This window comes from Actinomadura bangladeshensis, from assembly GCF_004348335.1.
In the GTDB taxonomy this organism is placed as follows: Bacteria; Actinomycetota; Actinomycetes; order Streptosporangiales; family Streptosporangiaceae; genus Spirillospora; species Spirillospora bangladeshensis.
In genome coordinates, this window is sequence record NZ_SMJW01000070.1 from 1 (window position 1) to 26,243 (window position 26,243).

Below are 26,243 nucleotides of genomic sequence, written 5' to 3' on the forward strand. Positions count from 1 at the left end.
GGGCCGGGCCGCCGGACCGCCCGGTAGCGTGATCGGTATGCATGCGATCGTGATCCGCGAGCCGGGCGGACCGGACGTCCTGGAGTGGACGCAGGTCCGAGGCCCGGAGCCGAAGCCGGGCGAGGTGCTGATCGAGGTGGCGGCGAGCGCGGTGAACCGCGCGGACGTCATGCAGCGGCTCGGCTTCTACCCGCCGCCCGAGGGCGCTCCCCCGTACCCGGGCCTGGAGGTGTCCGGGCGGGTCGCCGAGCTGGGCGCGGACGTCACCGGACTGACGGTCGGGGACGAGGTGTGCGCGCTGCTCAGCGGGGGAGGGTACGCCGAACAGGTCGCGGTGCCCGCCGCGCAGGTGCTCCCGGTGCCGCGCGGCGTCGACGCCGTGGAGGCGGCCGGACTCCCGGAGGTCGCGTGCACGGTTTGGTCGAATGTGTTCCAGCTGGGCGGGCTCCGCGCGGGCGAGACGCTGCTCGTCCACGGCGGCGGCAGCGGCATCGGGACGTTCGCGATCCAGCTCGCGAAGGCGCGCGGCGCCCGCGTGGTGACGACCGTGGGCAGCGCGGAGAAGGCGGCGCGCTGCCGGGAACTCGGTGCGGACGTGACCGTTAATTACCGCGAGGAGGACTTCGTCGACAGCGGCCCCTATGACGTGATCCTCGACCTGATCGGCGCGAAGTACCTCGCCCGCAACGTGGAGGCGCTCGCCACCGGCGGACGGCTGATGGTGATCGGGCTCCAGGGCGGGGCGAAGGCGGAGCTGGACCTCGGCAAGCTGCTGAGGAAGCGTGCGCTGGTGCACGCGACGACGCTGCGGGCCCGTCCGGCCGCCGAGAAGGCGGAGATCGTCGCCGGGGTCCGCGAGCACGTGTGGCCGCTGCTGGAGTCGGGGCGGGTCCGGCCCGTCATCGACCGGCGCTTCCCCATGGCGGACGCGGCGCGCGCGCACGAGCTGCTCGAGGAGAGCGGTCACGTCGGCAAGATCCTGTTGACCGTGTGAGGATGTGGAGTTTATGAGCGAGCCTTCGAAGAACCAGTCCGAACAGGAACCGCAGGTGCTCGTGGTCGGCCCCGGCGGCATCGCCATGGAGAGCTCCGGCGGGGGCGCGTCCGAGGGCAAGTCGGTCACCGAGATGGTCGAGCAGCCCGCGAAGGTGATGCGGATCGGCGGAATGATCCGCCAGCTCCTCGAAGAGGTCAAGGCCGCCCCGCTGGACGAGGCGAGCCGGGCCCGGCTCCGGGAGATCCACAAGTCGTCCATCAAGGAGCTGGAGGACGGCCTGGCCCCCGAGCTGGTCGAGGAGCTGGAGCGGCTGTCGCTGCCGTTCACCGAGGGCACGGTGCCGAGCGAGGCGGAGCTGCGGATCGCGCAGGCGCAGCTCGTCGGCTGGCTGGAGGGCCTGTTCCACGGCATCCAGACGACGCTGTTCGCGCAGCAGATGGCGGCGCGGGCGCAGCTGGAGCAGATGCGGCGCGCACTGCCCGCCGGCATGATGCCGCCCGGTGCCGAGGAGGAGCCCCAGCCGGGCCACCGCTCGTCCGGCCCCTACCTGTAGGGACGCCGCGAACGGCCGCACCCCCGCACGGCAGGGGGTGCGGCCTTCGCTACGGGAAGAGGCGTTCCAGGACCTCGGCGACGCCGTCGTCGTCGTTGCGGGACGTCTTGTGCGTGACCGCCGCCAGCACCAGCGGGTGCGCGTTCGCGACGCCGTAGGACGTCCCCGCCCAGGTGAGCATCGGCAGGTCGTTGGGCATGTCGCCGAACGCGGTGACATCGTTCGACAGGAGCCCGTGCTGGGTGCAGAGCGCGGCGAGCGCGCTCGCCTTGGTGACGCCGAGCGCGCTCATCTCCAGCAGCCCCCGCCCGGACGAGTGCGTCACCGTGACGAGGTCGCCCACCGCCTGGGCCGCCTTCTCCGACAGCGTGTCGGGGTCGGCGTCGGGGTGGAAGGCGAGCAGCTTGGTGCCGGGCCGCCGGACGAGCTCGTCGCCGTCGACGACCTGCCCGCCGAAGTCCTTGGCGTCCCAGCGGCCGAGGATGTAGCTGCGCTCGAAGTAGAACCCGGTCGGGTGCTCCACCGCGAACCGCAGCTCGGGCGCGATGCCGCGCAGCCGCCCGACGGCCTCGGCGATCACGTCCGGCGGGATCTCCCGGGTCTCCAGGATCGTCTCGGTGTGCAGGTCGTACACGACGGCGCCGTTCGCGCAGATCGCGACGCCGTGGTGGTCGACGGCCGCGGCGATGTCGGTCATCCAGCGCGGCGGCCGGCCGGTGACCATGACGAGCATCGCCCCGGCCCGCTCGACCCGGGCCAGGGCCGCGACCGTCCGGGCGGACACCGTGCCGTCGGAGCGCACGATCGTGCCGTCGAGGTCGGTGGCGATCACACGCGGCGAAGACTGGCTCATGTCACCTTCCTGGGCAGATGCCACAAACCATAAGCGACGCCGGGGACATCGCGACCTTGGGCCCGGACCGCGGCCGGGCGGAGGTCAGCGCTTGACCGGCTCCAGGACATCGAGCCCGAGGAACTTCTGCAGCGCCTCGGGGACGCGCACCGAGCCGTCCGCCTGCTGGTGGTTCTCCAGGATCGACACCATCCAGCGGGTCGTCGCCAGCGTGCCGTTCAGGGTCGCGACCGGCTGGTTCCTGCCGTCCGCGTCCCGGTACCGGACCGCGAGCCGCCGCGCCTGGAACTCGGTGCAGTTCGACGTCGAGGTGACCTCGCGGTAGGTGTTCTGCGTCGGCACCCACGCCTCGCAGTCGTACTTGCGGGCCGCGCTGGAGCCGAGGTCGCCCGCCGCCACGTCGATCACCCGGTACGGGATCTCGACCTTGGCGAGCATCTCCTTCTCCCAGTCCAGCAGGCGCAGGTGCTCGGCGTGCGCGTCGGCCGGGTCGCAGTAGGAGAACATCTCCACCTTGTCGAACTGGTGGACGCGGATGATGCCGCGCGTGTCCTTTCCGTAGGAGCCGGCCTCGCGGCGGAAGCACGACGACCACGCCACGTACCGCCGCGGCAGCTCGTCGATGATCTCGTTCATGTGGTACGCGGCGAGCGGCACCTCGGACGTCCCCACCAGGTACAGCTCGTCCGCCGGGAGCTGGTACACCTCGGCGGCGTGCGCGCCGAGGAACCCGGTGCCCTCCATCGCCTCCGGCTTCACCAGCACCGGCGGGTACATGGGGACGAACCCGTTCCCGATCGCCGTCTCCATGGCGAGATTCAGCAGCGCGTACTGGAGCCGCGCGCCGACGCCCGTCAGGTAGTAGAACCGCGCGCCCGACACCTTCGCGCCGCGCTCCATGTCGATGGCGCCGAGGCTCTCGCCGAGCTCCAGGTGGTCCTTCGGCTCGAAGTCGAACGCGGCCGGCTCGCCGACGTGCTCCAGGACGACGAAGTCCTGCTCGCCGCCGGGCGGGGCGCCCTCCTCGATGAGGTTCGGGACGCCCTTCAGCACGGCGTCGAGTTCCTCGCCGAGCCGGTCGGCCTCCGCCTCCAGCTCCTTGACCTGCTGCGACAGCTCCTTCGCGCGGGCGAGCAGCGCGTCCCGCTCGTCGCCCTTCGCCTTGGAGACCGACTTGCCGAAACTCTTCTGCTCCGCCCTGAGCTGCTCGAACGACGTCAGCGCCGAGCGGCGCCTCCCGTCCAGGTCGAGCAGCCGGTCGACGACGGCGTCATCCTCACCGCGGGCGCGCTGCGACGCGCGCAGCCGCTCCGGATCCTCTCGAAGAGCTCGCAGGTCAATCACAGACCCGAGGCTACCGTTACGGCACCTTCCCTCGCGCGCGCATAACCGCGGTTTCACCTGACGCCGCTCGCCAGGAGCGCGTGCGCGGGCAGGGCGACCTTGCCGCCCTCGACGCCGTAGTCGGCGATGATCGTGTCGTAGGCGTCCTTGATCAGGGCGACGGTCTCCGGGTCCTGCCGGCCGACGATGACGCCGTTGGTGCCGACCCTGGACAGCGCGCCCGTCTCCCACCACTCCTCGGGGTCGACGACGTGCTCCCAGGTCACCTCCTCGACCGCGACGTCGGCGAGCCCGGCGTCCGCGACCAGCTGCCGGAACGCGACCGCCTCGCCGTACTCGACGAACGGCGACTCGGGGATGTCGTCCGGCCACGCCACGCCGGCCTGCTCGATCGCCTCCCGGACGATCCCGAGGGCCCCGCTGCCCGGCATCGCCCAGCAGGACAGCGCCAGCCCGCCACCGGGCCGCAGCACCCGCCGCAGCTCCCCGATCGCCGCGCCGGGGTCGCCGACGTGGTTGATGACGAAGTTCCCGGCGACCGCGTCGAACGACCCGTCCTCGAACGGCACCTCGGGCAGGACGGCGACCCGCACGTCCAGGCCCGGGACGTTCCGGCGGGCGGTCTCGGCCATGCTCGCCTCGGCGTCCATCGCCGACACCTCGGCGCCGCGGCCGACGGCCTCCCGCGACACGAACCCGGGGCCCGTCCCGACGTCGAGGAACCGCGTCCCGCCGGTCACCCCGGCCGCGTCCAGCAGCGGACCGGCCAGGTAACGGGTGAGCCGGGCGAACCCCCGCTCGTACGCGGGGGCCCGCCCGGCCCACAGTTCCCGCTCGTAAAGATCGAAGTCCTTGCCCACCAGGGCAGCCTACGTCAGCGCACGTCCACGTAGTCGTCCCGGTAGGTCTTGGCGTAGCTGGTCGCGGTGCCGCTGTAGGCGCGCCACGTGCCGTCCTTGGACGCCTTGAACCCCTTGCGGAAACTGCCGTTCCGGTCGGTCTTCTGCGAACCCATGTAGGTCCACTTGGACGACCCCTTGGGCAGGAAGTAGAACTTGATCGTCTTGGACGCGTAAGGCTTCCACTTGTCGGTCTGCCGGTAGAGCGTCCCCATCACGGTGATGGTCCGCCCCTTCTTCACCGGCTCCGGGGCCGCGTTGAAGTCGAAGATCCGCGTCCGGTACCTGACATCGATGTAGTCGGTGCCGCTGACGGACGGCTCGCTGGTGCTGTCCCGGAGGACGACCAGGCGCCAGTACCCGTCGCGGTCCGCGCGGCCCTGGACGTCGAACGTTCCGTCGCGGTAGACGCCGACGGCGCCCTTGGCGCTCCACTTCTTGCGGTCGGTGGAGAACTGGAGCTGCACGGACGCGGTCCCCGGGGCAGCGACCCAGCGGCCGTCCGCCAGCTTGTTCATCACGCGCCCGGTCCCCGTGACCATCTCGCCCTTGCCGACCGGCTCAGGTCCCGCGTTCCCGCCGGTGATGGCGGTCCGGTACGCGACGGCCCGGGGTTCGGCGAACGCTTCGGACCCGATGTAGAGGTGGTAGTCGTGAGGCTGACCGGCCTGGTCTCTCGCGAACTGCGCCGACCACGTGCCGTCCTCGGTGACGGTCACCTTCGCGCTGTAGTTACCGGCGGCGTCGGTCGTCGGGGTCGCGACCGTCCTCGGGTCGCCGCCGGTCGCCGGAGCGAACTGGAGGGTGACCTTCTTGCCCGCCACCGGCCCCCAGGCGCCCTGCCGGTCCTCCCGCTCGAGGCGTCCGCTGACGGTGACCTGGTCGCCCACGATCACACGGTCGGGCACGTTCGCCGTGATCTGGGTGAGGAGCTTCCGCGTCCAGACCGGAAGCGCCGTGCTCGTGGTGGGCCGGTACAGGAAATCGCCCTTGTAGACGAAGCGCGCGTCGCCCGACCAGGTGAAGTCGACGGTTCCCCGTGCCCAGCCGTCCGCTCCGGTGATCGCCGGGTCGGCCCCGTCGCCGCCGGACAGAATCAGCCCGGCACCCTGCACCGGTGCCAGGTCACCGCCGGCGGTACGGCTCATCAAGCGTCCGCTGTAGGTGACCTCGGGGTGGTCGGCGTCCACGACGTCCGGGGTGACCTTGAAGTCGGTGATCACCGTGTCGAGGCCGTTCTCGATCGTGGCGCGCTGCTCGGCCAGCACGGTCCGGTCGGCGTTGGTCAGCTCGACGTCGACCCACCAGCGGCCCTGGTCGACCGTGACCGCGGACTTCGTCCGCCACACGCCGTCCACCGCGGTGCCTTCGACCAGCTCGAAGTCGTCCGCCGTGAGCGTCTCAGCCGGGCCGCCGGAGTACGCCCGCACGACGGCGCGCACCTTCGTGATGTCGATGTTCGACTCGGCCGCGACCTCGATCTTCGTCGTCGCGCCGGGCGTCACGACGCGGACGCCGCGCAGCACCAGGTACCCCGCCGCCGCGGTCGCGGGGGCGGACGCCAGGGCCAGGGTCGTGACCACGACCGTGAGCAGGGCGATTAAACGCCGCACAGGGGCCTCCATTCTCGGGGGGAACGCGTCACTGGACGTCCACGAAGTCGCCCTGCGACGTGGACTTCAGGTAGCCGCTGGTCTCCTTGTAGACCGCCATCCAGGTGCCGTCGACGGACGCCGTGAAGGTCTTGGTGAACCAGCCGTTGCTGTCGGTCGTCGCGGTCGCGACCTGCGTGTAGGTCGTCGTGCCGGCGCGCTTGAAGTAGACGTACACGGGCGCGTGCGGCCCGGGGCCGGCCACGTCCCGGAACCGGTAGAGCTGCCCCTTGACCGTGATGGTCGCGCCCTTCTTCACCGGCTCGGGCGAAGCGTTGAAGTTGTACCACTGCGTCCGGTACTTGATGTCGATGTAGTCGGTGCCGCTCACCGCCGGCATGTACTCGGCGTTGCCCGCGTAGCGGGCGCGCCAGTACCCGTCCTTCTTCGAGTCGTAGGTCGTGAGGCGGAACGACCCGTCGGAGTAGGTGGTGGCCGTCGCCATCGTCTTCCACGTGGTGCGGTCCGTGGAGAACTCCATGATCATCGGGACGTCGGCGACGCCGTTCCCGTCGCTGACCAGCTTCCCGACGACGTCGAGCGCGTCACCGTAGCGCCCCGGCTCCGGGTAGGCGTTCCCGTCGACGATCTGCACGGGCTTGCGGACGTCGGCCGCGCCGGCGGCCGCCCGACTGCCCGTCAGGAAGGCGGTGTCGGGGACCACGGCGGTCAGCGGGCCGGACTTGTCGGGAGTGGCGGAGATCTGGAAGGTCCCGTCCTCGGACGCGTATCCGATCGCCAGCAGCCGCTGCTCGGCGTTCCCGTAGTCACGGTAGATGTTCACGGTCGCACCCGCGGCCGGGACGAGGCCGGCGGCACCGTTCCTGAGGACCGTGCCCTCCACGCTGACCTTCGTGCCGGCGACGACCGGCTGCGGTGTGGTCATCCGGGCGGATGTCTGCGTCGCCTGCTTCGCGATGGTGGGCATCTCGCCGCTGGCGGAGGTCGCGCAGAACTTTCCCTGCCGCACCATCCGGACGTAGAGGGTGCTGCGGGCATCGTTCGTGACGCTGAACGATCCGTCCGGCCCGGTCGTGTCGTCGGTCAGGCCCTCGACCAGCACGTTCGGCACGGGCGCGAGCGCGGCGTCACGGGACTTCAGCACCATGACCCGGCCGGCGGTCGTCACGATCGGCCGGTCCACGTCGATGACGTCGGGACCTGTCGTCATCTCCGTCATGGACGTCACGTAGCAGTCGAGGAGGCCCGTGTAAACGGTCGCCGTGGCGCCGTCCGCGGAGGTGACCAGCACCTCGATGGCGTTGCTCCCCGGCCGGGTCTCCACGTCCGGATGGAACCGCGCCTGCCACGTGCCGTCATTCGCGGTGCCGGCAACGCGCTCGAACGCCAGCGTCGCGTACGCCTCTGACTGGGCGTTCGGATACCGCACGTTCGCGCGGACGTCGGTCACGCCGCTCGCGGACTTGGCCGTGACCGTCACGGTCGCGATGCGGTCGGGGTCGAGCCGGTCGAACGCCGTGGTCGCCCTGAGGTCGGTGACGTCGGCGTGGGCGGTGGCGGGGACTGTCAGGAGCGCGGCCGTCAGGGCGGTGGTGGCGAGCATGGCCGAAGAGCGACGCACAGGGGGACCTCTCCACTGATTGCTGGTGTGGAGTTGACGTCCAAGATCCACTAGTGGTTTACCGGCCCCGCCGACGGGAGGGTCACATTTGTGTCACCTGGGCGAAGGGTCCTCCGCGGGAACGGCGCAGGCGTCGTCGGTGCAGGCGGCGGCGTCGTCGCCGATCGTGGTCAGCGCGGGGTTCGCCTCCGCCCACGCCTTGTCGAGGACCTGCGCGAACGTCTCGGCCGGCTGGGCGCCCGAGACGCCGTAGCGGCGGTCGACGACGAAGAACGGGACGCCGGTCGCGCCGATGTCGCGCGCCGCGCGCTGCTCGGCGTCGACGTCCGAGGCGAACCGGTCGGACGCGAGCACCTCGCGCGCCTCGGCCGCGTCCAGGCCCGCCTCCGCCACGACCTCCACCAGGGAGTCGTGGTCGAAGACCGAGCGGCGGTCGCTGAAGTGGGCCTTGAAGAGCGCCTCGACGACCGCGTCCTGCACGCCGTGCTCGGCTCCGAGGTGGATCAGCCGGTGCGCGTCCGCGGTGTTGCCCGCGCGGCCGCCCTCCAGGTGGTACTCCAGACCGACCCCGGCGGCGCGCTGCTCCATCTGCCGGTTCATCTCGACGGCCCGCTCGCGCGTCATGCCGTACTTCTCCGCCAGCATGTCGGCCACGTCGACCGTCTCCCCGGCGGGGAAGGACGGGTCGAGCTGGAACGACCGGTGCACGACCTCTACGCGGTCGCGGTGGTCGAACCCCTCCAGCGCCTTCTCGAACTGCCGCTTCCCGATGTAGCACCAGGGGCAGATGACGTCGGACCAGATCTCAACTCGCACGGGGGCACCCTTCTCTTCGGCGTCACCCGCATGCAACACGCGCCGGTCCGGTTCTGTTTCAGGACGGGCGGCCGGTCCGGATCGAGGCCAGCCAGGAGGCGGCCTCGGTGAAGTCGGTGTCGCGGGTGCCGCGGCGGATGTCCGGCCGGACGCGGTCGGCGCGCGCGTAGGAGCCGACGAAGCGGACGTCGGCGCAGACGCGGCGCAGGCCCATCATGGCCTCGCCGACGCGGGCGTCGGAGACGTGGCCCTCGAAGTCCATCCAGAACAGGTAGGAGCCGAGGCCGGCGCCGGTGGGGCGCGACTGGATCAGCGTCAGGTTGATGCCGCGCACGGAGAACTCGGTGAGGATCTCCAGCAGGGCGCCCGGGTGGTCCTCGCCGATGAACGCGACGACGGTCGTCTTGTCGGTGCCGGTGGGGGCGGGCGGCGGGCCGGGGCGGTGCAGGACGACGAAGCGGGTCACGGCGTCGGCGACGTCGTGGATGTCCTCGGCGAGGACGGACAGCCCGTAGCGGGCGGCGGCGAACGAGCCGGCGAGCGCGGCGTCGTAGTGGCCGTCGGCGACGTGCTGGGCGGCCTCCGCGTTGGAGGTGGCGGCGCGCCACTCGGCGTGCGGGACGTTCTCCAGCAGCCAGCGGCGGCACTGCGGCTGCGCGATCGGGTGGGACGCGACGGTCTTGATGTCGTCCAGCGCCGTGCCGGGGCGGACGAGCAGCGCGAACGACACCGGCAGAGTGATCTCGCCGACGATCTGCAGGGGCTCGCCGGTGGCCAGCTCGTCCAGCGTGGTGGGGACCGAGCCCTCGACCGAGTTCTCCAGCGCGACGACGGCCGTGTCGGCGTCGCCGTTGCGGAGGGCCTCCAGGACGGCCGGGACGGTCGCGCACGGGACCTGCTCGGCCTCGGCCGCTCCCGGGAGGGTCAGCAGCGCGGCCTCGGTGAACGTGCCCTGCGGACCCAGGTAGGCGTAGCGCGCTGGCCTGTCGTCTGCGGTCACGAGAGTCCCCCGGGGCGAGTGGTGTGTGGAAACACGCCGAGTTTACTTCCCGGCGGGTAAAGCCCGTGCTCCCCGTGCGGCGTCAGGCGCGGGCGGAGGTGCGGTCGCCGCTGCCGAAGTCGGCGAGCGGGTCGTCCAGCGACACGACCGGGCCCTTGCCGAGCCGGGCCGCGCGCAGCGCGTGGCTCTCCTCGGGGGAGAGCCTCTCGACCGGGTGCCCGGCCTGGACGGACTTGGCGTACGTCCGGGTCTCGGTGCGCCCGTTGATGGAGCTGACGACGACGCCGTCCCCGACCGCGTTGATCAGGGCGAGGGAGAAGGACCGGTGCCCGGACATCTCCTTCAGCGCGTCGTAGTGGACGATGGCGAGGTCGCGCAGCGCGCGCTCGTCCGCCGCTCCGCTGGCGACCTGGAGCTGGCGCCTGAGCATTTCCCCGCACTCGTCGACGACCTGGTTCACCCGGTTGTGCGCGACCACCGCGATGGACAGCCCCGCAACACCGGCGACCAGGCCCGCTACGGCCACCGCGACTAGCATCACGGGGCGAGCGTACCCACCTCGGCCTTCGGTTGCGAAGGATCCCCCTGATCCACGTCCGGTTTCACCCTTCTGACCAGCCAGGTGCCGAGCAGCGCCATGGCCGCGAGCGCGGCGAGGCCGAACGAGTCGCGCAGGACCTGACCGCCGAATTCCGCCAGTGCGGAGTGCTCCGGGCCGATCCAGTTCCGTCCCCACCACGGCAGCGGCCACAGGAAGAGGAACCAGGTGCCGGCCGCGAGCAGACATCTTCGCGTGTCCCGCCCGTCACCGGCCAAAGCCCCGATGACCGCGATCATCCAGACAAGGTGGTGAATCCATCCCACAGGGGACAGCACGACCGACAGCAGCCCGACGATCGCGACGGCCCCGAGCAGCAGGCCGGACGCGGCCGTCCCGGTGAGTTCGTCGGCGGCCAGGGTGACGCGGCGCGCCCACCGGAAACCGGCGTACGCGACGATCAGGGCGAGGACGAGCCACACCAGCGTCCGCACCGGGCCCTCGTCGAAGATCCGCGCGACGATCCCGTTGATCGCCTGGTTGGTGGTGCCGTCGACGGCGCCCGTCCGGTCGCCGCCCTGCAGCAGCGCGCCGAACCAGTAGGCGGACGAGTCGGCCGGCAGCAGCGCGAACCCGGCAAGGGTCGCGGCGGCGGCGGTGAGCACCGCGTTGACCAGCGCGTCCCGCCGCCCGGTGAGCAGGAAGTAGATGAGGAAGACGCCCGGCACCAGTTTGATCGCGACGGCGAGGCCGATGAGCGCGCCGCGCGGCCAGCGGGGCGTGCGGGCGCAGCAGTCGGCGAGGCACATGGCCAGCAGGAACAGCCCGACCTGCCCGAAGCGGACCTGGTCGCGGACGGGGTCGAGCCACGCCATCGCGGCGAACAGCACGCCGGCGGTGAGCGGCGCCCAGCGCCCGGTCCGGCGGATGAGGTCGCGGAAGGCGTACCAGACCACGATCGCCAGCGCGACGTAGATCAGCACGACCCACGTCCACTGCGCGGCCCGCCAGGGCAGCAGCGTGAACGGGACGGCGAGCGCGGCGGCGAACGGCGGGTAGGTGAACGGCAGCAGTTGCGGCGGCTGCGTGAGGAAGTCGTACAGTGGCGCCCCGCGCAGCACCGCGAGGCCGCCCTCCCGGTACACCTCGAGGTCGACGAGGCGCTGGTCGGGCGGGTTGCCGAGCCACCGGGTGACGATCGGCACGACCGCGAGCACGGCGACGGCGGCCCCCGCGCACACGAGCAGCCAGTGCAGGCGTCCGCCCCGGGCCGCACCGGCCCGCCGCGCCATCGATCCGTCCACAGCCGCAGGATATGGCCCCTGCACAGTGGTGGGCCTCTTGTAGCCTGATCGCCATGATGCCCCGGGGAACGAAGATCGTCGTGTTCCTCGCGACCCTCGCCGCGGCGCTGACCGGGATCCTCGGCTGGGCCCCCGCGCACGCGGCCGCCCCCGCGGACGCCCGGACGGCCGGCACGGCCGCCACCGGTCGCGTGGTGATCGTCGGGGTGCCGGGGCTGATGTGGAGCGACATCACCCGGCAGGGCACCCCCGCGCTGTGGGACCTGACGGCCGGCGGGGCGGCGGCGGGCCTCAGCGTCCGGACGACCCGCGTCAACACCTGCCCCACCGACGGCTGGCTGTCGGTGTCGGCGGGGCAGCGGTCGCGGCTGCCGCACGGCGACTGCGCGCTGCCGGCCGCGCCGATCCTGCCCGGCCAGGACTCCCCCACCGGCCCGCCGCCGGCGGGCGGCGCGATCGCCGCCGGCTGGCCGGCCATCAAGAGCGACAACGCGGGCACCAACTACCACGCCGAGATCGGGCTGCTCGGCGACGCCGTGCAGAAGGCGGGCGGCTGCACGCTGGCGGTCGGCCCCGGCGCGGTGTTCGGCGTCGGCAACGGCGGCGGCCGGGTGGACCGCTACGTCGCCTCCCCCGACAAGGTCACCGCCGCCGACTGGGCGCGCTGCCCGCTCGCGGCGGTCGACGTGGACGACCTGTTCCGCGCCTACATCGACGCGGGCGTCGACCCGCACGGCGAGCAGGTCCCGCTGTCGGACGACAAGCGCGCCGCCGCGGCGGCCGCCGCCGACCGCCGGGTCGCGCAGGTCGCCAGGGGCGTCCCGCAGGGCACGGCCATCCTGCTGGCGGGGCTGTCGGACATCGGCACCGTCCCGCACCTGCGCGTCGCCATCGCGGCGGGCGAGGGGTACGAGCCGGGCTTCATGACCTCCAGCGCCACCCGGCAGGAGGGCCTGGTCACGCTCACCGACATCACCGCGACCGCGCTGAAGCTGCTCGGGCTGCCGCAGCCGAAGCAGGCGGTCGGGTCGGTGTGGAAGGCGCAGCCGTCGAAGGCGTCCGCGGTGGAGCGGGTCGACGCGCTCGTGGACGAGGACGTCGCCGCGCAGGCGATCCGGAGCGTCCAGACGTCGTTCTACTGGGTGCTGTTCGCGACGCAGCTCGTCCTGTACGGGATCGCGGTGGTCGCGCTGCGGCGCCTCGGCGGCGACCGCCGGTCGCGGGCGCGGATACTGGGCGGCACCCGCGTGATAGCGCTGCTGGGCGGGGCGGCGCCGGGCGCGTCGTTCCTCGCCGGGCTGCTGCCGTGGTGGCGGGCCGAGCATCCGACGCCCGTCCTGATCTGCACGGTGCTGGGCTTCGCCGGGCTGCTGACGGGCGTGGCGCTCGCCGGCCCGTGGCGCCGCTCGGTGGTCGTCCCCGGCCTGGCGATCACCGGGGTGACGACCGCCGTCCTCGCGCTGGACGTGATGACGGGCTCCAACCTCCAGCTCAACACCCTGATGGGGTACACGGCGCTGGTCGCGGGCCGGTTCTACGGCTTCGGCAACCAGGCGTTCTCGCTGTTCGCGGTCGCCGCGATCCTGACGGCGGCGTGGCTGACCGAGTGGCCGCTGCGGCGGGGCCGCAAGGCGGTCGCGGTCGGGATCGTCGCCGTGATCGGGGTGTTCGCCGTCCTGGTGGACGGGCTGCCCGCGTTCGGCAGCGACTTCGGCGGCGTGCTCGCGATCGTCCCGGCGTTCGCGATGCTGGGCCTGATGGTCGCCGGGCAGCGGGTCTCGGCGCCGCGCCTCGGGATCTTCTTCGCGGCGGGCGCCGCGATCGTGCTGTTCATCTCCTACCTGAACGCGCGGAGCGCCAACCCGACGCACCTCGGCCGCTTCTGGCAGGACCTCATGGACGGGGACGCCTGGGGCATCGTCACCCGCAAGTTCAACGCGATGCTGAACAGCCTCGGGTACTGGCCGTACACGCTCGCGGTCGCCGCCGCCGTCGTGTTCCTGTTCTTCGTGCTGGCGCGGCCGACGCGGTGGCGGGTGTCGCTGCTGCAGGGCGCCTACAAGCACAGCCTGTCGATGCGCCCGGCGCTGATCTGCGCGCTGGCCGTCGGCGTCATCGGCACGCTGGTGAACGACTCCGGCGTGGTGATCCTGTCGGTGGCGTTCAGCCTGGCGACCCCGCTGATGCTCGCGGCCGGGCTGCGGTCGCTGGAGATCGACCTGAGGAACGCAGACACGCCGCCACCAGCGCCGTCAGAATCGCGAGGAGCGTCCACGGGATCACCGTCGGCCTGACGACGGTGAACAGCCACTCCAGGTCGTCCGGCAGCCGGATGCGGGCGGGGGCGCGGGCCGGCAGGTAGGCGAGGCTGAGCGCGGCGGTGTGGGCGAGCAGGATCCAGTCGATCCGGGTCCAGGGCAGCAGCGCCAGCAGCGCCCAGCCGAACCCGTCGTACCAGGGCAGCGCGTACGGGGCGACGAGCAGCCAGGCGAGGACGATCGCGGCGGCGAAGCGCCGCTGCTCCCGCCCCTCCTCGCCCGGCAGCGCCCGGACGAGCAGCAGGAACAGCACCAGCCCGAGAACCATCGCGCCCGTCTTGATGACGTCGCGCTGCGAGCCCTTGCCGAGCGACTCGTCCAGCAGGTGCCAGGGGGTCGCGAACGACACCATGTTGCTCGCCTCGCGGACCTGGTCGAGCGCGTGCGGCCCGGCGAGCGCGTAGGACGCCGCCGTGACGGCCGCACCCCCGGCGGCCAGGGCGGCGAGGCGCCCGAGCGACCGCCATCTCCGCTCGCGGAGCAGCGCCAGGGCGGGCCCGCCGGCGACCAGGGCGGCCGGCAGCTTGATCGCGGCGCCGGCACCGGCGAGGGCGCCGGCGGCCAGGGCGCGCACCCATCCGGCGTGCCGCCCGAACACGGCGAGCGCGGCGACCATGGGGGCGATCGCGAGGACGTCGTTGTGCGCGCCGGCGATCAGGTGGAACAGCACGAGCGGGTTGCACGTCCACAGCAGCGCGGTGCGGAGCCGCCGCTCCTCGGTCCCGGACGTCCGGTAGAGGAGCAGCGCCGTCACCGCGAACGCGAGCACGTTCGCCACGGACATGACGAACACGGTCAGCCGGACGGAGTCGTCGCCGATCCACGCGGCGAGCGCCTGCTCGCCGGTCGCGATCGGCCCGTACACCGACGGCGTCGTCCGCCACTCCTCGGGCGCCCCGGCGACCGGGTCCCGGGACAGGTCGTCGGCGCTGGTCACATACGGGTCGTGGCCCGTCGCGGCCATCCGCCCGTAGGAGGCGTAGTTCAGATGGTCGGTGGACCCGATCGGCGGCATGAACATGAACGCGGCCGCCGCCAGCAGACCGGCGATCACCAGCGGCCGCGCCGGGACCCGCCAGCCCTTGCGGACGGCGGCGAAGCACAGCGCGAGCCCGGCGGTGCTCGCGGCGATACCCGCGACCACCAGCCCGATCACCAGGTACGGCGACGGATGGACGACCAGCGAGTACGGCGGCTGGCCCCGGGAGCCCTCCAGATCCGGCTCGAACACCGACGGGCCCAGCAGGGCGGTGCCGAGGAAGCAGGCGATGCCGACCCCGACGCCCCACAGCCCGCCCGTCCCGAGACGACGGGTCACGGGCGGCTGCCGCGGATCCGGCCGAGTCGCCGCGCCACCGCCGGCTCGCGGACGGCGAGCGCCCGCGCCACGTCCCGGAACTGGCGGCCGCGGTGCAGCTGGGCGCGCCAGTCGGTGCCGGTGGCGCGGTGCGCGAGCGGCACCTCCACCTCCCGCACCCGGAACCCCCGGCGCAGCAGATCGATGGTGAGCGCCGTCTCCACCCCGAACCCGGCGGCGAGCGGCAGCGCCGCGTCGAACGCGGCGCGGGTGAGGCAGCGCTGCCCGTTGAGCGGGGCGTCCGGCTCCCAGCCGGTCGCGCGGCGGATGCCCTCGCGGGACAGCCGCACCACGAACCCGTGCCCGCCGAGCTTCACGGTCGTGGTGAACACCGCGATCGTCATGTCGGCGTCGCCGGCCCGGACGGGCTGCACGAGCGGCGCGGCCTCGCGCGCGGTCTCGGCGAGGTCGGCGTCGAGGAACAGCAGGTGGCGGGGCTGGTCGCGGCCGTCGTCGAGGAGCCGGACCGCCTCGGCGCCGGTCTCCATCGCGGCGCCCTTGCCGCGGTTGCGGCTGTGCCGCACGACCTTCGCGCCGGCCTCGCGCGCCACCCGGCCGGTGCCGTCGCAGGAGCCGTCGTCGACCACCACGACCAGGTCGGCGCCGGGCAGTTCCTGCGCGGCCTTGACGGTGGCCGCGATGCGGTCGGCTTCGTCCTTGGCCGGGATGATCACCGCTACGTCCTGCATATCCGCGATGGTAGTCGGGGACGGGCCCGGACGGGCGTGCGGCGCGGCATGCCGCCGCGAACCGTTACCGGCGCGCCCGCGCGGCGACCCCCGGGGTTCACCCCGCAGGCCGCCACCCGGTCGGGTGATCCGGCCGCCGGCGGGTCAGCCGGCGTCCAGCACCGGGGCCTTCTCCGTGACGGTGAAGACGGTGTCGAGCCCGGTGACCTGCAGGATCCGCCGGACGGCCGGGCGCGGGGCGGCGAGTTCCAGCGCGCCGCCCTGCTCCTTGAGCCGCTTCATGGCCGACAGCAGGACGTTCATGCCCGTCGAGTCGCAGAACTCGACGCCGCTCAGGTCGACCACGATGCGGGTGACCTGCTCGCGGAGCAGCCCCGCGAGGGCCGCCTGCAGCCGGGGTGCGGTGTACAGGTCCAGTTCGCCGGTCGCCGTGACGACGGCGTGACCTCCTTGAGACGCGGTCGAGACGTTTAGCTCCACGTCCGGCACACTATCTCGCGAACGGCACGGGAGCCAGGCTGTTCGCCAAGTCCCGTGTGGCGTGGGCGTTTCCTGGGCGTGTCGGTGCCTTGCCAGCCCCATACGCTTTGCGAACTACGGAGGGTATTGTCATGATTTCGGGCTTGCGGCGGCGCCGGACCCGCCCTGCGATCTAGGCGGTTCGCGCCGCACGCGGGCCCGGAGTGAGAGAGGCTGAGCGGGTGCAACAGAAGGCCGATCCGAGAGAGACCCGGCTGCGCGAGCGCCTGGAGGCGATCCGGACCCGCTCGGCGAAGTCCAGCTCGTGGCGGACGTCCACCCAGGTGCTGTACCGGCTGGTCAACCGGAACGGCTTCGTCCCCGTCCGGACGCGGCTGTCCCGCGAGGACCTCGCCTTCCTCGCCGGCGCCCGGGAGGAGGTCATCGCGTTCGCCGACCTCGGCGTCCGGCTGCTCGACCTGCACCGCCCGCAGGAGGCCGGCGGCATCACCAGCGACCCCGACCGCCCCATCCGGCGCTGCCGGGCCTGCATGTCCCGCTGGCCGTGCCCCACCTTCCGCATGATCTCCGACGCCATCGACACCTGACATCGACCTGCGGCGTGTCGTTGTCATGAGCGCGCTACACGCCGCAGGTCAACGGTCAGGCCGTGAGCGGCAGGCGGACCTCGAAGCGGCAGCCGGGGCCGTCGTTGGCGACGCCGATCCGCCCGGCGTGCGCCTCCACGATGCCGCGCGCGATCGCGAGGCCGAGGCCCGCGCCGCCGCCCGGGGTGCGGGCCGCCTCGCCGCGGAACGCGACGTCGAACACGCGCGGCAGGTCGTCCTCGGGGATGCCGCCGCACGCGTCGGCGACCGTCACCCGCGCCTCCCCCTCGCGCACCTCGCCGATGATCAGGACGGCGCCGTCGCCCGGGGTGTGCCGGATCGCGTTGACGACGAGGTTGCGGAGCGCCCGGCCCAGCTCGCCCGCGTCCACCCGCACCGGCAGCCCTTCGCGGACGTCGCCGCGCAGCTTCACGCCCTTGGCGCGGGCGAGCGCCTCGGCGCCCGCGACCGCCTCCGCGACCAGGTCGGCGAGGCCGACGCGTTCGCGGGACAGCCGCAGCGCCCCCGCGTGGATCCGGGACAGCTCGAACAGGTCGTCCACCATCTCCGTGAGCCGCTCCACCTCGACGCGGATGCGGCGGTGGTAGCGCTGGACGGTGTCGTCGTCGGCGACGACCTCGTCCTCCAGGGCCTCCGCCATCGCGCGCAGGCCGGCGAGCGGGGACCGCAGGTCGTGGCTCACCCAGGCGACCAGCTCGCGGCGGCTCGCCTCCAGGGCCTGCTCGCGCTCGTGCGAGGCGGCCAGCCGCGCGTAGGCGGCCGCCAGCTCGCGGGACAGCTCGGCCAGCTCCGCGGGCAGCCGCGCCGCCGGCGGACGGAACGAGTCCGCCCGGACGGCCTCCACGAGCGTGCGGTTCGCGGCCACCAGGCGGCGCCCCAGCAGCACCGACACCGCCATCGCGACCACACCGGCGGACGTCACCACGGCGAGGACGACCGCCCGGTCATGGTCGTTCAGGATCATCATGAACGAGATCACGATGATGCCGGAGATCGTCGCAAGCACCGTCGCGACGCCCACCACGATCAGCTGGGTGGCGACCGAGCGCCCGCGCAGCGCGTACAGGACGGCGAGCGCCCCCACCGCGACGGTGAACGCGGCGAGCGCCGCGTACCAGACGACCCACAGCAGGTCCTCGAAGGGGATCACGACTCGTCCTCCGTCGCCGCGGGCCCGGCCGGTTCGTAGCGGTAGCCGACGCCCCACACGGTCACGATGCGGCGGGGGGCCGTCGGGTCGTCCTCGATCTTCTCGCGCAGCCGCCGGACGTGGACGGTCACCGTGGAGGAGTCGCCGAACGTCCAGTCCCAGACGCGTTCGAGCAGCTCGTCGCGGGTGAACGCGCGCCTCGGATGGCGCAGCAGGAACGCCAGCAGGTCGAACTCGCGGGACGTGAGCGCCAGCCGCTCGCCGCGCAGCCCCGCCTCGTGCGCGCCGACGTCCACGACGAGGTCGCCGTCGCGCAGCGGCCCGGACGGCCCGGCCGGCACCAGCGCGCCGCGCGCCCGGCGCAGCACCGACCGGACGCGCAGTGCCAGCTCGCGCGGGCTGAACGGCTTGGTCACGTAGTCGTCGGCGCCGGTCTCCAGCCCGACGAGCCGGTCGGTCTCCGCGCCGAGCGCCGTCAGCATCACGATCGGGACGGTCGAGGTCTCGCGGAGCCGGCGGCACACTTCCAGGCCGTCCATGCCGGGCAGCATCAGGTCGAGGACGATGAGGTCCGGCGGATGGTCGAGCGCCCTGCGCAGGGCGGTCGGCCCGTCCGCCGCGCGGACCACCTCGTGCCCGTCGCGGGCCAGGTACCGGGCGACGACGTCGGCCACCACCGGATCGTCGTCGACCACCAGGACGCGCCCGGAGGGGATCGGGGAGTTCACCCCTCAACGCTACGGTGCCGCCGGCGCCGCCCTGGAAATCCGTCACCACCCTGTAAGGACTGGGCCCCTGAGTCGGGTCAGGGTGACGGCGCCGGGGACGTCAGGGTCGGGGTCCGCCGTGCGGTGGGGATGATGGCCCTCCAGGCTCGTACCCAAGGGTGATGCCCCACGCGGGGCGGGCGCATACGGTGGAGGCATGGGTAAGACGATCCTGACCATCATCGGCGTGGTGCTCGCGGTATGGCTGGCGATGACCGTCATCGGCGCCCTCATCTCGATGCTGAAGTTCTTCTTCTTCATCGGACTCGTCGCCGTCGTCGTGGTACTCGCCGTAACCGCCGTGTCCAAGATGTCCAAAAGCCGCTAGCAAGCAGCTCATTCCCCTTGCGGGGCGTCGCCGGTGACCGCATGATGCCGGATAACCAGGCGGTCATCGGCGAAGGGACTATAACCGTGCCGGGTCTGACAGAGGTGCTGCGCGAACGCGCACGTTCACATCCCGATCGCGTCGCGTACATCGCGGGCGATACCGAGGTCACGTTCGGTGACTTCGACCGGCGCGCCGACCAGGTCGCCAACGCGCTCGCGTCCGCGGGCGTCGGGCTCGGCGACCGGGTCGCGATCCTCGACAAGAACTCTCTCGAATACGCCGAGCAGCTGTTCGGCGCGGCGCGCATCGGCGCGGTCCAGGTCCCGGTGAACTACCGGCTGGCGCCCGACGAGGTCGCCTACATCGTCAACAACGCGCAGGCCAAGGTCTTCATCGTGGGGCCGGAGTTCGTCCCCGTCCTGGACGCGATCGCCGACAAGCTGGAGCACACCGCCCAGATGGTGGTCATCGGCGGCTCCGGCCACGCCTACCAGGACTACGCCGCCTGGGTCGACGGGGCGCCCGACACACCGTCCGACCACGTGCCCGACACCGCGGACGTGTTCGTCCAGCTCTACTCGTCCGGCACGACGGGCCTGCCCAAGGGCGTCATGCTGACGCACGACAACTTCCTCGCCGCGCTGAGCGTGACCACCGACGTGTGGGACATCGACGAGTCGTCCGTCCTGATGGTCGCGATGCCGATGTACCACGTCGCGGGCAACGTCCTCACGGTCTCCGCCATCTACAACAGCATCGCGGGCGTCATCGCGCGCGAGCCCGACCCGACGGTGATCGCGCGGGACATCGAGCGGCACCGCGTCACGCACATCTTCCTCGTCCCGGTCCTGCTGCAGTTCATGCAGTTGATCCCGGAGGTCGCCGAGTGCGACCTGTCCAGCCTGCGGCTCATGCTGTACGGCGCGTCCCCGATCAGCGAGGACGTGCTGCGCGGCGCCATGCGGATGCTGCCGGGCACCGAGTTCATGCAGGTGTACGGGCTGACGGAGGTCACCGGCGCGATCACGATGCTGCCCGCCGCCGACCACGACCCGGACGGCCCGAACACGCACCGGCTGCGCAGCGCCGGGCTCGCCAACGCCACCACCACCCTGAAGATCGTCGACCCGGCCACCGGCGAGGAGGTGCCGGCCGGGCAGGTCGGCGAGATCCTCTGCAAGACCCCGCAGAACATGAAGGGGTACTGGGGGATGCCGGACGCGACCGCCACCGCGCTGTCGGACGACAACTGGTTCCGCACCGGCGACGCGGGCTACCTCGACGAGGACGGCTACCTCTACATCCACGACCGCGTCAAGGACATGATCATCTCGGGCGGGGAGAACATCTACCCGGCCGAGGTCGAGAACGTCCTGATGAGCCACCCGGACGTCTCCGACTGCGCCGTGATCGGCGTCCCGTCCGAGCGCTGGGGCGAGACGCCGAAGGCCCTGGTCGTCCTCACCTCGGACGTCTCCGAGCAGGACCTCATCGACTACTGCCGCGAGCATCTGGCCCACTTCAAGTGCCCGAGCTCCGTCGAGCGCCGCGACGAGATCCCGCGCAACCCCACCGGCAAGATCCTCAAGCGGGAACTCCGCGCCCCCTACTGGCAGGGCCAGGACCGCGAGGTGTCGTGACTGCCAGGGGGCGCTCCGGCGCCCCCTGGCCGGGTCACTTGAAGCGGACCTCGGCGGACATCGGACGGTGGTCGGACGTCGTGGTGCGGTCAGTCGGGACGCTGCAGGAGACGGCGGCCGACTTGGTGATGAAGAGGTAGTCGGTCTTCTCGACCGCGGTGCCCTGCCAGTTCTGCCGCGTGTTCGCGCCCGTGCGGGATGTCCCGGTCTGGTCGCATTCGTCGTAGGAGGCGTAGAGCGGGTCGAGGGCGGGGCTGTCCGGACCGGCGGCGAAGTCGCCGCCGAGGAGGACGCGGCCGGTCCCGGCGATCTCGGCGAGGGCGCGGGCCTCCTTCTGCCGCCACTCGTCGCCTTCGGCCTGGCTGAGCTGGGTGACGCACACGCGGGTCGCCCAGGACGGGACCTCGCCGCACAGCGCGACGCGGGTCCGGCCGGGAGGCGCCGGGAGCTTGGCCTGGCGCGTCTCGGTGAGCGGCGCCTCGGTGCCGAGCGCGACACCGGCCCGGCCCTGGCCCTGCGCGCAGGACGAGCCGTCGGGGGACGCGGCGAACGCCCACGTCCACGACCCCATGCTCTTCTTGACGGTGCGCACGTGCCCTTCGCAGACCTCCTGGAGCAGGACCGCGTTCGTCTTGACCTTGCGCCCGCCGACCTCGGTGGCGTGCATCCGCTGGACGATCTGCTTGGTGAGCTTCGCCGGCGCGGTCTCGGACGGGCAGCCGGGCCCGCCGCAGACGTTCCAGGTGACCGCGTTGATCGTCACGGCGGGCGGGGGTTCGGCGGCACCGTCGGCGTGGGCGGGGCCGCCACCGCCCGGCAGGCCCTCGATGCTCGCGCCGGCGGCGGCGATGGTGACGACCGCGGCGGCGGCGCAGACCGAGAGGAGCGGAATCAGGGCGCGGGGGGATCGCACACATTCTCCAGAATGGGGCTACTGCGGGGGGTGATGCCGGAATCACACCACATCAAGATCGCATCCGCCACCGGTTCGCACGACCACACGGTCACTCATGATCTGACGATCTTCCGCCGCGGCCCAGACTAGAGGGACCCGGCGAATGCTCCCGCCGGGCCCCCGCCCGCTCGCCGGCGCTAGTCGAGCAGCGCGCCGACCGTGCCGGCGCCGACCGTCCGGCCGCCCTCGCGGATCGCGAAGCCGAGCCCCTCGGTCATCGCGACCGGCCGACCCAGCTCGACGGCCATGTCGACGGTGTCGCCGGGCATGGCCATGCCGCCCTCGCCGCCGAGGTCGATGCCGCCGACCACGTCCGTCGTGCGGAAGTGGAACTGCGGCCGGTAGCCGTGGAAGAACGGCCTGGACCGCCCGCCCTCGGCGGCCGTCAGCACCCGGACCCGCGCCCGGAACCGCGCGTGCGGCCGGATCGCGCCCGGCGCGCTGACCACCTGCCCGCGCCGCACCTGGTCGCGCTTGACGCCGCGCAGCAGCATCGCCGTGTTGTCGCCGGCCTCCGCGTGGCCCATGGCCTGCCCGAACGTCTCCAGCCCGGTCGCGACGGAGCCGAACGACTCGCCGAGGCCGACGACCTCGACGGCGTCCCCGAGCCGGATCGCGCCCTGCGCCACGACCCCGGTCACGACAGTGCCGCGCCCGGTGATCGTGAGGACGCTCTCGACCGGCATGAGGAACGGCTTGTCCAGCACCCGCCGCGGGACGGGCACGTAGCCGTCGATCGCGTCGAGCAGGTCGCCGATCCGGGCCGTCCAGTACGGGTCGCCCTCCAGCGCCCGCAGGCCGGACACCCGCACGATCGGCACCTCGTCGCCGGGGAAGCCGTACTCGGAGAGCAGTTCCCTGACCTCCGGCTCGACCAGGTCGAGCAGTTCGGTGTCGTCGACCATGTCGGCCTTGTTCAGCGCCACCACGATGTGCTCGACGCCGACCTGCCGCGCGAGGACGATGTGCTCCCGCGTCTGCGGCATGGCCCCGTCCTGCGCGGACACGACGAGCACGGCCCCGTCCACCTGCGCCGCACCCGAGATCATGTTCTTCACGTAATCGGCGTGACCCGGCATGTCGACGTGGGCGTAGTGCCTGGTCGCGGTCGCGTACTGGACGTGCGCGACGTTGATCGTGATGCCCCGGTCGCGCTCCTCGGGGGCGCGGTCGATGCGGTCGAACGGCACCGCGGACGCCAGCCCGCGCTCGGCGAGCACCTTCGTGATCGCCGCGGTCAGCGTCGTCTTGCCGTGGTCGACGTGCCCCATCGTCCCGATGTTGATGTGGGGCTTGTCGCGCTCGTACAACTGCTTGGCCATCGGCCCTGTCCTCACTGGTGGATCCGGTGAGAACCCGTACTTGGGACCACCCCCCTCCGCTGGTTCTCCGGAAGGGTGGGACGGAGAGGGGTCAGCTTCGCAGGCCGTCGGCGACGACCGCGTCCGCTGCGACTGCCGAGAAGGCAGCCGGCACCGCGCTCAGCGGGGCGGTGCCCGCGAGCGTCCTGGTGCCGGCTGCGAAGAACATGCCTCGGACACTACGGTCGGCTCCCCTGCGAAGTCGACCGGTTTTTCATGGCGGACCCGTCGCGGGGGCGTGCCGGTGGAACAGGCCGGCGCACCGCTCGGTCGGTCCGGGACGCGGCGATCAGGGACGCGGTCCCCCGACTCACGCGCCGTCCGCCGGAGCGCGCAGGAGCACGACTCCGGCGGCGGCGCCGGCGAACTGGAAGGCGGCGATCGCCAGGACCAGCCCGACGGGACCGATGGCGTCCGCCGCGGCGGCGGTCAGCGCGGCGCCCACCGCGGACGCGCCGATCTTGAGGCTGCCCGCCGTCGTGTTGACCTGGCCGAGCCGGTCGGGCGGCGACTCGCGCTGCCGCAGCATCAGCGTGGCCGCGAACACCGGCCCCTCCGCGATCCCCGCCGCGACGAACGCCGCCGTCGCCCACGGCAGCGACGGCGCCACGGCGAGCGCGGCGAGCGCCGCCCCGAACGCGACCAGCCCGGCCAACATCACGGGCTCCGCGTGCTTGGGCGTCAGCCACCGGCTGGACGCCAGCGACCCGATCAGCGACCCGACCGCCAGCGCGACGAGCAGCCGGCCGCCCGCGCTCGGCGGGGCCCCGATGTGCTCGGCGAGCAGCACCGCCGTCACCGCGACGCCGCCGAACCCCGTCCAGGCGAGCGTCGTGGCCACCGTCAGCGCCCGCAGCACCCGTCCCTCGGCCAGCACGACGAGCCCGCCCGTGATCACCGAGGCGATGCCGGGCCGCTCGGACGGCACCGCGTCGCCCGCCGCGGGCGGGTCCTGCCCGGTGGCGGGCCCCGGGAAGGGGAGGAAGGGCAAGGTGAGCAGGCCGAGGACCCCGACGGCGACCACGGCCGTACCCGCGTACTCGCCACCGGCCAGCGCGGCCAGGCCCGCCGCCAGGCCGGGGCCCGCGATGCCCGCGAGGTTGTAGCTGGACGCCTCCAGCCCATAAGCGCGGGAAAGCCGTCCGGCCGGGACGAACCGGGGCAGCAGGCTGGTCAGCGCGACGACGATCGGCTCGGTGCATCCGATCACGGCCGCGACGCACAGTGCGAGGTAGAGCGGCGAACTCCCGGCCATCACCAGCAGCAGCCCGGTGGCGACGGCGTAGCAGCCGGCCAGGGCGACCGCGACGGAACGCGGACGCCCCACCCGATCCAGGGCGTTCCCGATGATCGGCCCGCTGAGGACGTACGGCAGCGTCATGGCGGTCTGCAGGTAGCCGGCGGTGGCCGCGTGCCCCGTCCGCGCCTGGACGGTCAGGACCAGCGCCGTCGCGACACCCTCCGCCGACACCCGCAGCATCGTCGCGGACGTCAGGTGAAGCGGCAGCGCCGCATTCCGTCCGATCACGCTCGAATGCTGGCACATAGACTGCGAAGAGTGACGGCAGCGAAGGCAGTGCACGAGCACCGGGTCACCAGCGAGGTCGGACGGCTGCGGACCGTCCTGCTGCACCGCCCCGGCGCGGAACTGAAACGCCTCACCCCGCGCAACAGCGACAAGCTGCTGTTCGACGCGATCCCGTGGGCCGGCCGCGCCCAGGAGGAGCACGACGCGTTCGCGGAGGCCCTGCGCTCGCGCGGCGTCGAGGTCCTCTACCTGACCGAGCTGCTGCAGGACGCCCTGGAGTACGAGCCGGCCCGCGACCAGGCGATCGCCGACGCCATCGTCGACCTGCGCCTCGGCGACCAGCTCCGCCGCATCGTCGAGGACCACCTGCGCGACCTCGACCCGGAGAACCTCACCCAGACCCTGATCGGCGGCCTGGCCCACGAGGAGCTCAAGTCCGGGCACGGCCTGGTCTACCGCCTCATGGACACGCTCGACTTCATCATCGACCCCCTCCCCGGCCTGCTGTTCACCCGCGACAACAGCACCTGGATCGGCGACCGGGTGGCGGTGACGAGCCTTGCCATGGAGGCCCGCCGCCGCGAGTCGGCCCTGACCGCCCTCGTCTACGCCCACCACCCCCGATTCGCAGGCGTGGAGCCGGTGTACTCACCGTTCCTGGAACACGTCGAGGGAGGCGACGTCCTCCTACTCTCCCCAGGCGTAATCGCAGTGGGAACAGGCGAGCGCACAACCCCCGCAGGCGTGGAACGCCTGGCCCGCCAGGTCTTCAAGGCGAACCTGGCGCACACCGTCCTGGCGGTGCCCATAGCCCAGGAACGAGCGACCATGCACCTGGACACCGTCTGCACCATGGTCGACGTCGACACCGTCGTGATGTATCCACCGGTCGCGCACTCCCTGATGGCCCACAAGGTCACCCTCACCAATGGCGACCTGCGTGTATCGGAACCGCGCCCCTTCCTGGAAGCCGCCGCCGAGGCAATGCAGCTCGACCGCCTGAAGGTCATCGACACCGGCCTGGACCCGGTGACCGCCGAACGCGAACAATGGGACGACGGCAACAACACCCTCGCCGTTGCACCCCGCCTTTGCGTCGCCTACGAACGCAACATGGAAACGAACGCCCAGCTGGAAGCCTCGGGCATCGAAGTGATCCGCATCAGCGGCAGCGAACTGGGCACCGGCCGAGGCGGCCCCCGCTGCATGTCCTGCCCCACCCTCCGCGACGACATCTAACCCCGCCCCACAAGGCCCGCCAGAACACAGACGGCAGCTGCACGCCGCACGGCACACGGGATGCGAAACCTCGCGTGATCGAAGGCGCGCAGGGCAGAAAGCTTCGCTGGGCGGAAGGCACGCGGGGACATCAGGCAGGGGGCCTCGACCACGCACGGACAGTAAGACGGACGTCCTGAACCTGAGGTTGTGGGGACCGGGACGTTGCGATCGCGTCCGAAGGCAGGTTCGAGCGAAGCAAGAACCTGATCGCGAAGCGAGCCGCTAGGCGAGTCGAAAGCG

General features: G+C 72.4%; 23 protein-coding genes and 1 pseudogene. 7 read left to right on the plus strand and 17 right to left on the minus strand.

What is annotated here, in order from left to right; all coding sequences use genetic code 11:
* The first annotated feature begins 37 nt into the window (after nt 1-37).
* Both E1284_RS15940 and E1284_RS15945 read left to right on the plus strand, forming a co-directional pair.
* Nucleotides 38-994, plus strand: a complete 957-nt coding sequence (locus tag E1284_RS15940; protein ID WP_131939870.1) for an NAD(P)H-quinone oxidoreductase — start codon at nt 38-40, stop codon at nt 992-994.
* Between the two features lie 13 nt (nt 995-1,007).
* The gene (locus tag E1284_RS15945; RefSeq protein WP_131939871.1) at nt 1,008-1,550 is read left to right on the plus strand and encodes a bacterial proteasome activator family protein; all 543 of its coding nucleotides are present in this window, start codon (nt 1,008-1,010) and stop codon (nt 1,548-1,550) included.
* Nucleotides 1,551-1,599: 49 nt separating this feature from the next.
* On the opposite strand, the gene E1284_RS15950 is transcribed toward E1284_RS15945, so the two are convergent.
* The 9 genes from E1284_RS15950 to E1284_RS15990 form a co-directional block, all read right to left on the minus strand.
* Nucleotides 1,600-2,403 (minus strand): Cof-type HAD-IIB family hydrolase, encoded by an 804-nt coding sequence (locus E1284_RS15950; protein ID WP_131939872.1) that lies wholly within the window; start codon nt 2,401-2,403, stop codon nt 1,600-1,602.
* Between the two features lie 84 nt (nt 2,404-2,487).
* On the minus strand, nt 2,488-3,747 hold the full coding sequence (gene serS / locus E1284_RS15955) for a serine--tRNA ligase (RefSeq protein ID WP_131939873.1): 1,260 nt from the start codon (nt 3,745-3,747) through the stop codon (nt 2,488-2,490).
* Nucleotides 3,748-3,800: 53 nt separating this feature from the next.
* Entirely contained in the window at nt 3,801-4,607 is an 807-nt protein-coding gene (locus tag E1284_RS15960; RefSeq protein ID WP_165965288.1) for a class I SAM-dependent methyltransferase, read from the minus strand.
* A 14-nt stretch (nt 4,608-4,621) separates the two neighbouring features.
* The gene (locus E1284_RS15965; RefSeq protein WP_131939875.1) at nt 4,622-6,259 is read right to left on the minus strand and encodes a FixH family protein; all 1,638 of its coding nucleotides are present in this window, start codon (nt 6,257-6,259) and stop codon (nt 4,622-4,624) included.
* A gap of 28 nt (nt 6,260-6,287) precedes the next feature.
* Complete coding sequence (locus E1284_RS15970) at nt 6,288-7,880, minus strand: hypothetical protein (protein WP_131939876.1); 1,593 nt, start codon at nt 7,878-7,880, stop codon at nt 6,288-6,290.
* 93 nt (nt 7,881-7,973) lie between these two features.
* Nucleotides 7,974-8,696, minus strand: a complete 723-nt coding sequence (locus tag E1284_RS15975) for a DsbA family oxidoreductase (RefSeq protein WP_131939877.1) — start codon at nt 8,694-8,696, stop codon at nt 7,974-7,976.
* A gap of 58 nt (nt 8,697-8,754) precedes the next feature.
* Nucleotides 8,755-9,696: a prephenate dehydratase gene (gene pheA, locus E1284_RS15980; protein WP_131939878.1), complete on the minus strand. Its 942-nt coding sequence runs from the start codon at nt 9,694-9,696 to the stop codon at nt 8,755-8,757.
* Nucleotides 9,697-9,778: 82 nt separating this feature from the next.
* Nucleotides 9,779-10,234 (minus strand): DUF4446 family protein, encoded by a 456-nt coding sequence (locus tag E1284_RS15985; RefSeq protein ID WP_131939892.1) that lies wholly within the window; start codon nt 10,232-10,234, stop codon nt 9,779-9,781.
* Entirely contained in the window at nt 10,234-11,538 is a 1,305-nt protein-coding gene (locus E1284_RS15990; protein WP_243714507.1) for a glycosyltransferase 87 family protein, read from the minus strand. The genes E1284_RS15985 and E1284_RS15990 overlap by 1 nt, the downstream gene beginning before the upstream one ends.
* A gap of 53 nt (nt 11,539-11,591) precedes the next feature.
* Between E1284_RS15990 and E1284_RS43085 the strand changes: the two genes are divergently transcribed.
* Nucleotides 11,592-13,832, plus strand: a complete 2,241-nt coding sequence (locus tag E1284_RS43085) for a hypothetical protein (RefSeq protein WP_243714508.1) — start codon at nt 11,592-11,594, stop codon at nt 13,830-13,832.
* A gap of 187 nt (nt 13,833-14,019) precedes the next feature.
* Here the strand turns inward: E1284_RS43085 and mptB are convergent.
* The 3 genes and pseudogenes from mptB to E1284_RS16010 form a co-directional block, all read right to left on the minus strand.
* Nucleotides 14,020-15,174, minus strand: a pseudogene (gene mptB, locus E1284_RS43090) (polyprenol phosphomannose-dependent alpha 1,6 mannosyltransferase MptB); the annotation flags it as partial.
* The gene (locus tag E1284_RS16005; RefSeq protein WP_131939880.1) at nt 15,171-15,902 is read right to left on the minus strand and encodes a glycosyltransferase family 2 protein; all 732 of its coding nucleotides are present in this window, start codon (nt 15,900-15,902) and stop codon (nt 15,171-15,173) included. The pseudogene mptB and the gene E1284_RS16005, both read right to left, overlap by 4 nt.
* 144 nt (nt 15,903-16,046) lie before the next feature.
* On the minus strand, nt 16,047-16,382 hold the full coding sequence (locus E1284_RS16010) for an STAS domain-containing protein (RefSeq protein ID WP_207923771.1): 336 nt from the start codon (nt 16,380-16,382) through the stop codon (nt 16,047-16,049).
* Between the two features lie 221 nt (nt 16,383-16,603).
* Here E1284_RS16010 and E1284_RS16015 point away from each other — a divergent pair, with 221 nt between their 5' ends.
* On the plus strand, nt 16,604-16,969 hold the full coding sequence (locus E1284_RS16015) for a hypothetical protein (protein ID WP_243714509.1): 366 nt from the start codon (nt 16,604-16,606) through the stop codon (nt 16,967-16,969).
* Nucleotides 16,970-17,024: 55 nt separating this feature from the next.
* Here E1284_RS16015 and E1284_RS16020 read toward each other — a convergent pair whose 3' ends face one another.
* Both E1284_RS16020 and E1284_RS16025 read right to left on the minus strand, forming a co-directional pair.
* A complete protein-coding gene (locus E1284_RS16020; protein WP_243714510.1) occupies nt 17,025-18,140 on the minus strand; it encodes a sensor histidine kinase in 1,116 nt (371 codons plus the stop codon).
* Complete coding sequence (locus tag E1284_RS16025; RefSeq protein WP_243714511.1) at nt 18,137-18,868, minus strand: response regulator transcription factor; 732 nt, start codon at nt 18,866-18,868, stop codon at nt 18,137-18,139. Before E1284_RS16025 ends, E1284_RS16020 begins: the two co-directional genes overlap by 4 nt.
* Before the next feature lie 196 nt (nt 18,869-19,064).
* Here E1284_RS16025 and E1284_RS41510 point away from each other — a divergent pair, with 196 nt between their 5' ends.
* Both E1284_RS41510 and E1284_RS16030 read left to right on the plus strand, forming a co-directional pair.
* Nucleotides 19,065-19,235: a hypothetical protein gene (locus tag E1284_RS41510; RefSeq protein WP_165965289.1), complete on the plus strand. Its 171-nt coding sequence runs from the start codon at nt 19,065-19,067 to the stop codon at nt 19,233-19,235.
* Nucleotides 19,236-19,321: 86 nt separating this feature from the next.
* Nucleotides 19,322-20,878 carry a long-chain-fatty-acid--CoA ligase gene (locus E1284_RS16030; RefSeq protein WP_131939883.1) on the plus strand — a complete coding sequence of 519 codons (1,557 nt, stop codon included), beginning with the start codon at nt 19,322-19,324 and terminating at the stop codon, nt 20,876-20,878.
* Nucleotides 20,879-20,912: 34 nt separating this feature from the next.
* Here E1284_RS16030 and E1284_RS16035 read toward each other — a convergent pair whose 3' ends face one another.
* The 3 genes from E1284_RS16035 to E1284_RS16045 all read right to left on the minus strand — a co-directional run bounded on the left by E1284_RS16035 (nt 20,913) and on the right by E1284_RS16045 (nt 24,722).
* Nucleotides 20,913-21,791, minus strand: coding sequence for an endonuclease/exonuclease/phosphatase family protein (locus E1284_RS16035; protein WP_131939884.1), 879 nt, complete (start codon nt 21,789-21,791; stop codon nt 20,913-20,915).
* Between the two features lie 179 nt (nt 21,792-21,970).
* Entirely contained in the window at nt 21,971-23,155 is a 1,185-nt protein-coding gene (gene tuf, locus E1284_RS16040; RefSeq protein WP_131939885.1) for an elongation factor Tu, read from the minus strand.
* A gap of 349 nt (nt 23,156-23,504) precedes the next feature.
* Nucleotides 23,505-24,722, minus strand: a complete 1,218-nt coding sequence (locus E1284_RS16045; RefSeq protein ID WP_165965290.1) for an MFS transporter — start codon at nt 24,720-24,722, stop codon at nt 23,505-23,507.
* A 30-nt stretch (nt 24,723-24,752) separates the two neighbouring features.
* Between E1284_RS16045 and E1284_RS16050 the strand changes: the two genes are divergently transcribed.
* On the plus strand, nt 24,753-25,961 hold the full coding sequence (locus E1284_RS16050; protein WP_243714512.1) for an arginine deiminase: 1,209 nt from the start codon (nt 24,753-24,755) through the stop codon (nt 25,959-25,961).
* Nucleotides 25,962-26,243 lie beyond the last annotated feature (282 nt).